Genomic DNA, 7156 nt, shown 5'->3' with positions numbered 1-7156 from the left:
TTCAGTTGCGCGGCGATGGCGCGCCCTTGCCGTTCCGCCTCCCGCTCGCCGCCAACAACCAGATTCAGGGCCAGCGCATCGAACTGCGCGGCCGGGTCAGCCTCTCCGGTCGCCTGGTGCAGCGCCTGCCGCCACGCACCATTGCCGAGCTCAAGGACCAGGACCTCGGCTCGCTGCAGCTGGTGCCGGCACCATGAGATCACCCGAACACCTGCAGCAGGCGCTGAGCGAACTGCTCGGCGACGCCCGCCTGGTGGCCGAAACGCTGCCGGGCACCGATATCGCCCTGTGGCTGATCGACGCCAGCAACATGGATCGCGCGTTCAACGCCGAGGAAACCCGGCGCATTCTCGAGGAGCCGCCCTACTGGTGCTTCTGCTGGGCCAGCGGCCTGGTGCTGGCCCGCTGGCTGGCCGAACGCCCCGAGTGGGTGCGCGGCAAGCGCGTGCTGGATTTTGGCGCGGGCTCCGGCGTGGCTGCCATCGCCGCGGCCAGGGCGGGCGCCGCCGAAGTGGTGGCCTGCGATCTCGACCCACTGGCGCTGGCCGCCAGTCGCGCCAATGCCGAACTCAATGGCGTGACGCTGAACTACTCGGCGGACTTCTTCGCCGAGGCCGACCGCTACGACCTGATCCTGGTGGCCGACGTGCTTTACGACCGCGCCAACCTGCCGCTGCTGGACCACTTCCTCAGCCGTGGCCGTCAGGCGCTGGTGGCCGACTCGCGGGTCAAGGACTTCCGCCATCCGCTGTACCAGCGTCTGGCCCTGCTCGATGGCTGCACCTGGCCGGATCTGGCCGAGCCGGCGGAATTTCGCGAGGTCAGCCTGTATCACGCCACGCGCCCCTTGTAACCACGCCCCGACGCCCGCATTAATAGCCCATTGCCCTGCTTTTCGAGACCGACCATGAGCGACTCCCCTTACATCTTCGACATCTCCGGCGCCGCCAACTTCGAGCAACTGGTGATCGAGAACTCCTTTCACAAGCCGGTGCTGGTGGACTTCTGGGCCGAGTGGTGCGCGCCGTGCAAGGCGCTGATGCCGATGCTGGCGAAGATCACCGAGGACTATGCCGGCGAGCTGCTGCTGGCCAAGGTCAACTGCGATATCGAGCAGGACATCGTCATGCGCTTCGGCATCCGCAGCCTGCCCACCGTGGTGCTGTTCAAGAATGGTCAGCCGGTGGACGGCTTCGCCGGCGCCCAGCCGGAAGCGGCCATCCGCGAGATGCTCAAACCGCACGTCGCCGAACCGGCGCCGGTTGCCGCCGACCCGATGGAGATCGCCCAGGCGCTGTTCGCCGAAGGCCGTTTCGCCGAAACCGAGGCCCTGCTCAAGCAGGTGCTGACCGAGAACAACGAGAACGCCGCGGCATTGATTCTCTATGCCCGCTGCCTGGCCGAGCGCGGCGAGCTGGGCGAGGCCCAGGTGGTGCTCGATGCGGTCAAGGGCGACGAGCACAAGCAGGCGCTGGCCGGCGCCAAGGCGCAGCTGACCTTCCTGCGCCAGGCTGCCGACCTGCCGGAAGTGGCCACGCTGAAAAGCCGCCTGGCACAGAATGCCGAGGATGACGAAGCGGTCTACCAGCTCGCCGTGCAGCAACTGGCGCGTCAGCAGTACGAAGCCGCGCTGGATGGCCTGCTCAAATTGTTCGTGCGCAACCGCAGCTACGGTGACGGCCTGCCGCACAAGACGCTGCTGCAGGTATTCGATCTGCTCGGCGGCGACCACCCGCTGGTCACCAGCTACCGCCGCAAGCTGTACCAGGCGATTTACTGACCTCAGCGTTCATCGTACTCGCCGTAGAGTGCGCCAGGCGCACCGGGGTCTAGCCAAATCGAGCAGACGCTACCCGGTGCGCGCGGCGCACCCTACAGGCAGATCGCCATTCGGCATGCCTTACTCCGCCACCCAGTGATAGATCGGCGCATCCGCGCCGGTTTCCATGCGGATCTGCGCGCAGTGGCGCAGACGCACCAGCAGGCGCTTGCCTGCGGCCTCGCCGCCGGCCAGTGCCGCCAGTTGCGCCAACAGTCGCGGCCCTTCGACCTGCCCGGCCTCACGCACCAGCTGCAGCGCGGTTTCCCACAGGCGGTCATTGTTCGCAGGCGTGGCAACGGGCTCGGCCGGGGGCGGCGTGACGGCGACGCGCTCTGCCAGTTGCGCCCAATCGTCTGCATCCAGCTCCAGCGTCAGGTCCACCGGCCAATCGCCAATCCGTCCACGTATACGCATCATGTTCAGCCTCCCGTCAGGTTCGCGCATGCTCCCATGCTCCCCCCCGCGCTGGCCAGCCCGGCACAAAAGTTGTTATAACGTAACGATTCATCCACGCTCGGCCGGAGACACCCCATGCGCCATCTGCTTCTCGCTCTGCCCTTTGCCCTGCTGCCCCTGGCTGCCGCACAGGCCCATGAACACGGGCACGACCATGATCACCACCACGACAGCCTCGGTGCCCACGAGCACGGCGTTGCCAGCCTCAACGTGGCGCTCGACGGCAACCTGCTGGAACTGCAGTTCGACAGCCCGGCGATGAACCTGGTGGGTTTCGAACATGCCGCCAAGAGCGATGCCGACAAGGCCAAGGTCGCCGCCGCCAAGCGCGAACTGGAACAGCCCGTCAGCCTGTTCGCCCTGTCCAGCGGCGACTGCAAGGCCACCGAGGTCGAGCTGCAGAGCCCGCTGTTCGCCGGCAAGGGGCACGACCACAAGCACGACCATCACGACCACAAGCACGAAGGCGAACACAGCGACATCCATGCGCACTACCGCTTCGAATGCGCCAAGGCCAACGAATTGAAACAACTGGATCTGGCCGAACTGTTCAAACGCTTCCCCGCCACCGAGAAGATTCAGGTACAACTGATCGGCCCGAACGGCCAGCAGGGCGCCGAACTGACGGCCGCCCAGCCGCGCCTGAGCTTCTGACCGCTACGACCTGCAGGAGCGAAAGGGGCATCTGGCCCTCCTTGGCACCGCCACTGGATTCGCTTCTGCATCGTTTCTTGTCTCATCGATAGCCGGACCATGACCGAACCTCTGATCGAACTGGCCGACCTCGGCTTCGCCTGGCCCGGCCAGGCGCAATTGCTGGACATCCCCAGCTTCACCCTGGCACGCGGCGAGACCCTGTTTCTCAAGGGCCCCAGCGGCAGCGGCAAGACCACCCTGCTCGGCCTGCTGGGCGGCGTGCAAAAGGCCCAGCGCGGGCACATCCGCCTGCTCGGCCAGGATCTCGGCCAGCTCTCGGCCGGCGCCCGCGACCGCTTTCGTGTCGATCACACCGGCTACATCTTCCAGCAGTTCAACCTGCTGCCCTTTCTCTCGGTGCGCGAGAACGTCGAACTGCCCTGCCGCTTCTCACGCTCGCGTGCAGAACGCGCGCGCCAGCGCCATGGCAGCATCGATGCTGCAGCCGCCGCGCTGCTCGACCATCTGGGGCTGCGCGCCGACCTGCTCGGCCGCCGCGCCGACGAGTTGTCCATCGGCCAGCAGCAGCGCGTTGCTGCCGCGCGCGCATTGATCGGCCAGCCGGAACTGGTGATCGCCGACGAACCCACCTCGGCGCTGGACTTCGACGCCCGCGAGGCCTTCCTCCAGCTGCTCTTCGCCGAATGCCGCGCGGCCGGCGCCAGCCTGCTGTTCGTCAGCCACGACCAGAGCCTGGCTGCACTGTTCGACCGCAGCCTGTCGCTGGCCGAACTCAACCGCGCCACGCGCCCCCAGGAGGCCTGAGATGCATCTGATCCGCATCGCCCTGGCCAGCCTGGCCAACCGCCGCTTCACCGCCCTGCTCACGGTATTCGCCATTGCCCTGTCGGTCTGCCTGCTGCTGGCCGTCGAACGCGTGCGCACCGAAGCGCGTGCCAGCTTCGCCAACACCATCAGCGGCACCGACCTGATCGTCGGTGCCCGCTCGGGCAGCGTGAACCTGCTGCTGTACTCGGTGTTTCGCATCGGCAACGCCACCAACAACATCCGCTGGGACAGCTTCGAGCGCTTCGCCAACCACCGCCAGGTGAAGTGGGCCATTCCCATCTCGCTGGGCGACTCGCACCGCGGCTACCGGGTGATGGGCACCAGCACCGCCTACTTCGAACACTATCGCTACGCCCGCAGCCAGGCGCTGAAACTGGCCCAGGGCCGCGCCTTCGCCGACGATCCCTTCGAGGTGGTGCTCGGCGCCGAGGTGGCCCAGGCGCTGGGCTACGGCCTGGGCGAGGAGATCGTCCTGGCCCATGGCGTCGCCACCATCAGCCTGCTCAAGCACGACGACAAGCCGTTCACCGTGGTCGGCGTTCTCGAGCGCACCGGCACGCCGGTGGACCGTACCCTGCACATCTCCCTGGCCGGGATGGAAGCGCTGCACATCGACTGGCAGAACGGTATGCCGGCGCGCGGTGCGGCGCAGATCAGCGCCGAGCAGGCACGCACCATGGACCTCCAGCCGAAGCAGATCACGGCGTTCATGCTCGGCCTCAACAGCAAGATCGCGACGTTCAGCCTGCAACGCGAGATCAACGAGTTTCGCGGCGAGCCGCTGCTGGCGATCCTGCCCGGCGTCGCCCTGCAGGAGCTGTGGAGCCTGATGGGCACCGCCGAACAGGCGCTGTTCGTGGTCTCGCTGTTCGTCGTGCTCACCGGTCTGATCGGCATGCTGACGGCAATCCTCACCAGCCTCAACGAACGCCGCCGGGAAATGGCCATCCTGCGCTCGGTGGGCGCACGTCCCTGGCATATCGCCAGCCTGCTGGTGCTGGAGGCCTTTGCCCTGGCGCTGGCCGGCGTGGCGCTCGGCCTGGCCCTGCTGTATCTCGGCATCGCCGGCAGCCAGGGCTACGTACAGGCCAACTACGGCCTGTACCTGGCATTGAGCGCCCCCACCCGCTACGAATGGACCCTGCTGGCCGGGATTCTCGGCGCCGCCCTGCTGATGGGCAGCGTGCCGGCCTGGCGCGCCTATCGGCAGTCGCTGGCCGATGGTCTGTCGATCAGGCTCTGAGGGAAAGTTGAGAGCGCCTGGCGTACACTGCGCAGGCGCTCTTACTACGAGGTTCCTCATGCCCCGCCCCCTGCTCGCCAGCCTGCTGCTGACGCTGGCCCTGCCGCTGGCCGCCGCCGATGTGCGCGAAATCACCTGGTCGGAGCTGATTCCGCCAGATGCGCCGCCCCAGCGGATCGATCCCACACCGATCCACGATCTGTCGCAGCTGGCCGACGCGCTCGCCGAGTCGGGCCCGGCCGCCATGCAGCAATCGCCGGCCGCTCCGGTGGTGAAGGCTCTGGACGGCCAGACCGTCAAGCTGCCCGGTTATATCGTGCCGCTGGACGTGACCGATGAAGGCCGCGTGGTGGAGTTTCTGCTGGTGCCCTACTTCGGCGCCTGCATCCATGTACCGCCACCACCCTCGAACCAGATCGTGCACGTCACCAGCGAACTGGGCGTGCTGCTCGATGCGCTGTACCAGCCGTTCTGGGTGGAAGGGCCGATGAAGGTCGAGCACGTCAGCAGCGAGCTGGCCGAGGTCGGCTATCAGATGGAAGCGAACAAGATCTACGCCTACGAGCTGCCCGAGGGCTGAGCCCGCTCGCTCCACGCTTAAAACGAAAAAGCCAGGCCCAAGGCCTGGCTTTTTCTTGTGTGGCGGCTGCGCTCTGCGGCGGCGGAGCGTTCTTTGAACACCTCACCGAAGATGGTGCGCGCGGCGCACCCTACGGTAGGGTGCGCTGCGCGCACCGAGAACGACTCAACTGCGACTGGCGACCCGATTTTCCTGCTCGAAACGCAGCTCGCTTTCCGCCCACTGCCGCCATGAACGCACCTTGGCGCGCTCGGCACCACCGCGTTCGGCACGCGCCAGCGCGTCCAGCCCGGCCTGCCAGCGCGACCGTTCCAGCTCCAGCTGGGCGACATACAGCCAGTGCTTGCCGTTGCCGCTGCGCTCGGCCAGCGGGCGCAGCACGCGCACCGCCGCGGCGCGATCGCGCGCCTGCCACCAGAACAGGCCCAGACGCTCCTGACGAGCCGCGGTGTTGGCCAGCAGGCCGCTGTCGAGCATGCCGGCCAGCAGCTTGGCGCCCTGCCAGGGCTGATCGGCGGCGCCGGCCAGCAGCACCAGGTTATCCAGCTCCGCCTCGCTGAAGCGCAGGCCCTTGCTGTGCGCCGCACGCAGGGTCGCCAGCGCCTTGTCGTTGCTGCCGGCCATCTGCTGCAGACCGGCCAGTTGGCGCCAGCCCTTGGCATCGTTCGGCTGACGCGCCAGCAGCTGACGCTGCCAGCGCTCGGCCTGGGCATAGCGCTTGAGGTCGGCGTTGGCGCCCACCAGGAACTGCAGCCAGATGTCGGCGGCCTTGGGGTTGGCCTGCACGTAGCGCTCGGCCAGTGGCAATGCCTTGGCCGGCTGGTTCAGGCCCTGGTAGGCCTGCACCAGCATCTGCAGCACCTCTTCGGAGGCCGTGCCCTGCTCGGGCCCCAGCAGCTCGACGACCCTGGCGAAACGGCGCTCGCCGAGATTGAGCTTGGCCAGGTTGAGGCGTTCGCCGGCGAGCATCTGTTCGTCGAGCTTGCCGCTGCGCACGGCCTTGTCCAGCCACTCGATGGCCTGCCCGTTGTTGCCGGCCGACCAGGCCACATAGGCCTGGCTGCGCCAGATCAGCGCCTCTTCGAGACTGCCACTCTTGGCCTGGATGCCCTCCAGCGCGCGCCGTGCGGCGGCGTGGTCACCCTTCTGCTGCGCGGCCTGCGCCGCGTTCAGCGCGCGGAACACGGTCGGGTCGACGGTCTGCTGGGCCATGCCAGGCACGGCCCCAGCACTGAGCATCACGAGCAACAACCAACGGTACATGGTCAGCTCCTTTCCAGACGGAAGTAGAGGGTTTTCACCGCTTCGCGGTCCACTGCCAGGCCACCCTCGGTACGCGGCGCGAAGCGCCAGCGGGCGGCGGCGCGGCGCGCTTCGCGTTCGAACACATTGCGCGGATTGGCCTCCAGCACGCGGATGTTCTCCACATTGCCGGAGCGGTTGATGGTGAAAGCCAGTTTGACGAAACCTTCGATGCCTCGTTGCAGCGCATAGCGCGGGTATTCCGGGCGCACGTCGTTGAGCGGCATGACTTCGCTCTCCATGCCGCCCATCTGCCCGGACTCGGCAG

General features: G+C 67.4%; 9 protein-coding genes and 1 pseudogene. 7 read left to right on the top strand and 3 right to left on the bottom strand.

Annotated features, from left to right (window positions below; translation table 11 throughout):
• The 3 genes and pseudogenes from N7333_RS23260 to trxA all read left to right on the top strand — a co-directional run.
• Positions 1–197, top strand: a pseudogene (locus tag N7333_RS23260) (hypothetical protein); the annotation flags it as partial.
• Positions 194–853 carry a 50S ribosomal protein L11 methyltransferase gene (locus N7333_RS23255; RefSeq protein WP_129483023.1) on the top strand — a complete coding sequence of 220 codons (660 nt, stop codon included), beginning with the start codon at positions 194–196 and terminating at the stop codon, positions 851–853. The pseudogene N7333_RS23260 and the gene N7333_RS23255, both read left to right, overlap by 4 nt.
• Before the next feature lie 54 nt (positions 854–907).
• On the top strand, positions 908–1780 hold the full coding sequence (trxA, locus tag N7333_RS23250) for a thioredoxin (RefSeq protein WP_129483024.1): 873 nt from the start codon (positions 908–910) through the stop codon (positions 1778–1780).
• 120 nt (positions 1781–1900) lie between these two features.
• On the opposite strand, the gene N7333_RS23245 is transcribed toward trxA, so the two are convergent.
• Entirely contained in the window at positions 1901–2239 is a 339-nt protein-coding gene (locus N7333_RS23245) for a hypothetical protein (protein ID WP_012019765.1), read from the bottom strand.
• A 114-nt stretch (positions 2240–2353) separates the two neighbouring features.
• On the opposite strand from N7333_RS23245, the gene N7333_RS23240 reads away from it, so the two are divergent.
• The 4 genes from N7333_RS23240 (at position 2354) to N7333_RS23225 (ending at position 5586) form a co-directional block, all read left to right on the top strand.
• Positions 2354–2932 (top strand): DUF2796 domain-containing protein, encoded by a 579-nt coding sequence (locus N7333_RS23240; RefSeq protein ID WP_129483026.1) that lies wholly within the window; start codon positions 2354–2356, stop codon positions 2930–2932.
• Between the two features lie 99 nt (positions 2933–3031).
• Positions 3032–3739, top strand: a complete 708-nt coding sequence (locus N7333_RS23235; RefSeq protein WP_003243979.1) for an ABC transporter ATP-binding protein — start codon at positions 3032–3034, stop codon at positions 3737–3739.
• Between the two features lies 1 nt (position 3740).
• Positions 3741–5006, top strand: a complete 1266-nt coding sequence (locus tag N7333_RS23230) for an ABC transporter permease (RefSeq protein WP_012019767.1) — start codon at positions 3741–3743, stop codon at positions 5004–5006.
• A gap of 58 nt (positions 5007–5064) precedes the next feature.
• Complete coding sequence (locus tag N7333_RS23225) at positions 5065–5586, top strand: DUF3299 domain-containing protein (protein ID WP_129483027.1); 522 nt, start codon at positions 5065–5067, stop codon at positions 5584–5586.
• A 165-nt stretch (positions 5587–5751) separates the two neighbouring features.
• Here the strand turns inward: N7333_RS23225 and N7333_RS23220 are convergent, their stop codons facing one another.
• Together N7333_RS23220 and N7333_RS23215 are read right to left on the bottom strand one after the other, a co-directional pair.
• Positions 5752–6849: a tetratricopeptide repeat protein gene (locus tag N7333_RS23220; RefSeq protein WP_129483028.1), complete on the bottom strand. Its 1098-nt coding sequence runs from the start codon at positions 6847–6849 to the stop codon at positions 5752–5754.
• Between the two features lie 2 nt (positions 6850–6851).
• On the bottom strand, positions 6852–7156 hold a 305-nt coding region (locus N7333_RS23215), incomplete at its 5' end, for a TonB family protein (protein WP_279859447.1).

Origin of the sequence: Pseudomonas sp. GD04158, assembly GCF_029834875.1 — a bacterium.
GTDB classification, from domain to species: Bacteria; Pseudomonadota; Gammaproteobacteria; order Pseudomonadales; family Pseudomonadaceae; genus Aquipseudomonas; species Aquipseudomonas hydrolytica.
The sequence above is the reverse complement of the archived record's forward strand: the minus strand, read 5'-3'. Positions and strand labels throughout refer to the sequence as shown.

Bases quoted from the DNA above. Each gene is read 5' to 3' on its own strand.
- N7333_RS23255 (WP_129483023.1), top strand. From the start codon at position 194: ATGAGATCACCCGAACACCTGCAGCAGGCGCTGAGCGAACTGCTCGGC.
- N7333_RS23245 (WP_012019765.1), bottom strand. From the start codon at position 2,239: ATGATGCGTATACGTGGACGGATTGGCGATTGGCCGGTGGACCTGACG.
- N7333_RS23230 (WP_012019767.1), top strand. From the start codon at position 3,741: ATGCATCTGATCCGCATCGCCCTGGCCAGCCTGGCCAACCGCCGCTTC.
- N7333_RS23220 (WP_129483028.1), bottom strand. From the start codon at position 6,849: ATGTACCGTTGGTTGTTGCTCGTGATGCTCAGTGCTGGGGCCGTGCCT.
- N7333_RS23240 (WP_129483026.1), top strand. From the start codon at position 2,354: ATGCGCCATCTGCTTCTCGCTCTGCCCTTTGCCCTGCTGCCCCTGGCT.
- N7333_RS23225 (WP_129483027.1), top strand. From the start codon at position 5,065: ATGCCCCGCCCCCTGCTCGCCAGCCTGCTGCTGACGCTGGCCCTGCCG.
- trxA (WP_129483024.1), top strand. From the start codon at position 908: ATGAGCGACTCCCCTTACATCTTCGACATCTCCGGCGCCGCCAACTTC.
- N7333_RS23235 (WP_003243979.1), top strand. From the start codon at position 3,032: ATGACCGAACCTCTGATCGAACTGGCCGACCTCGGCTTCGCCTGGCCC.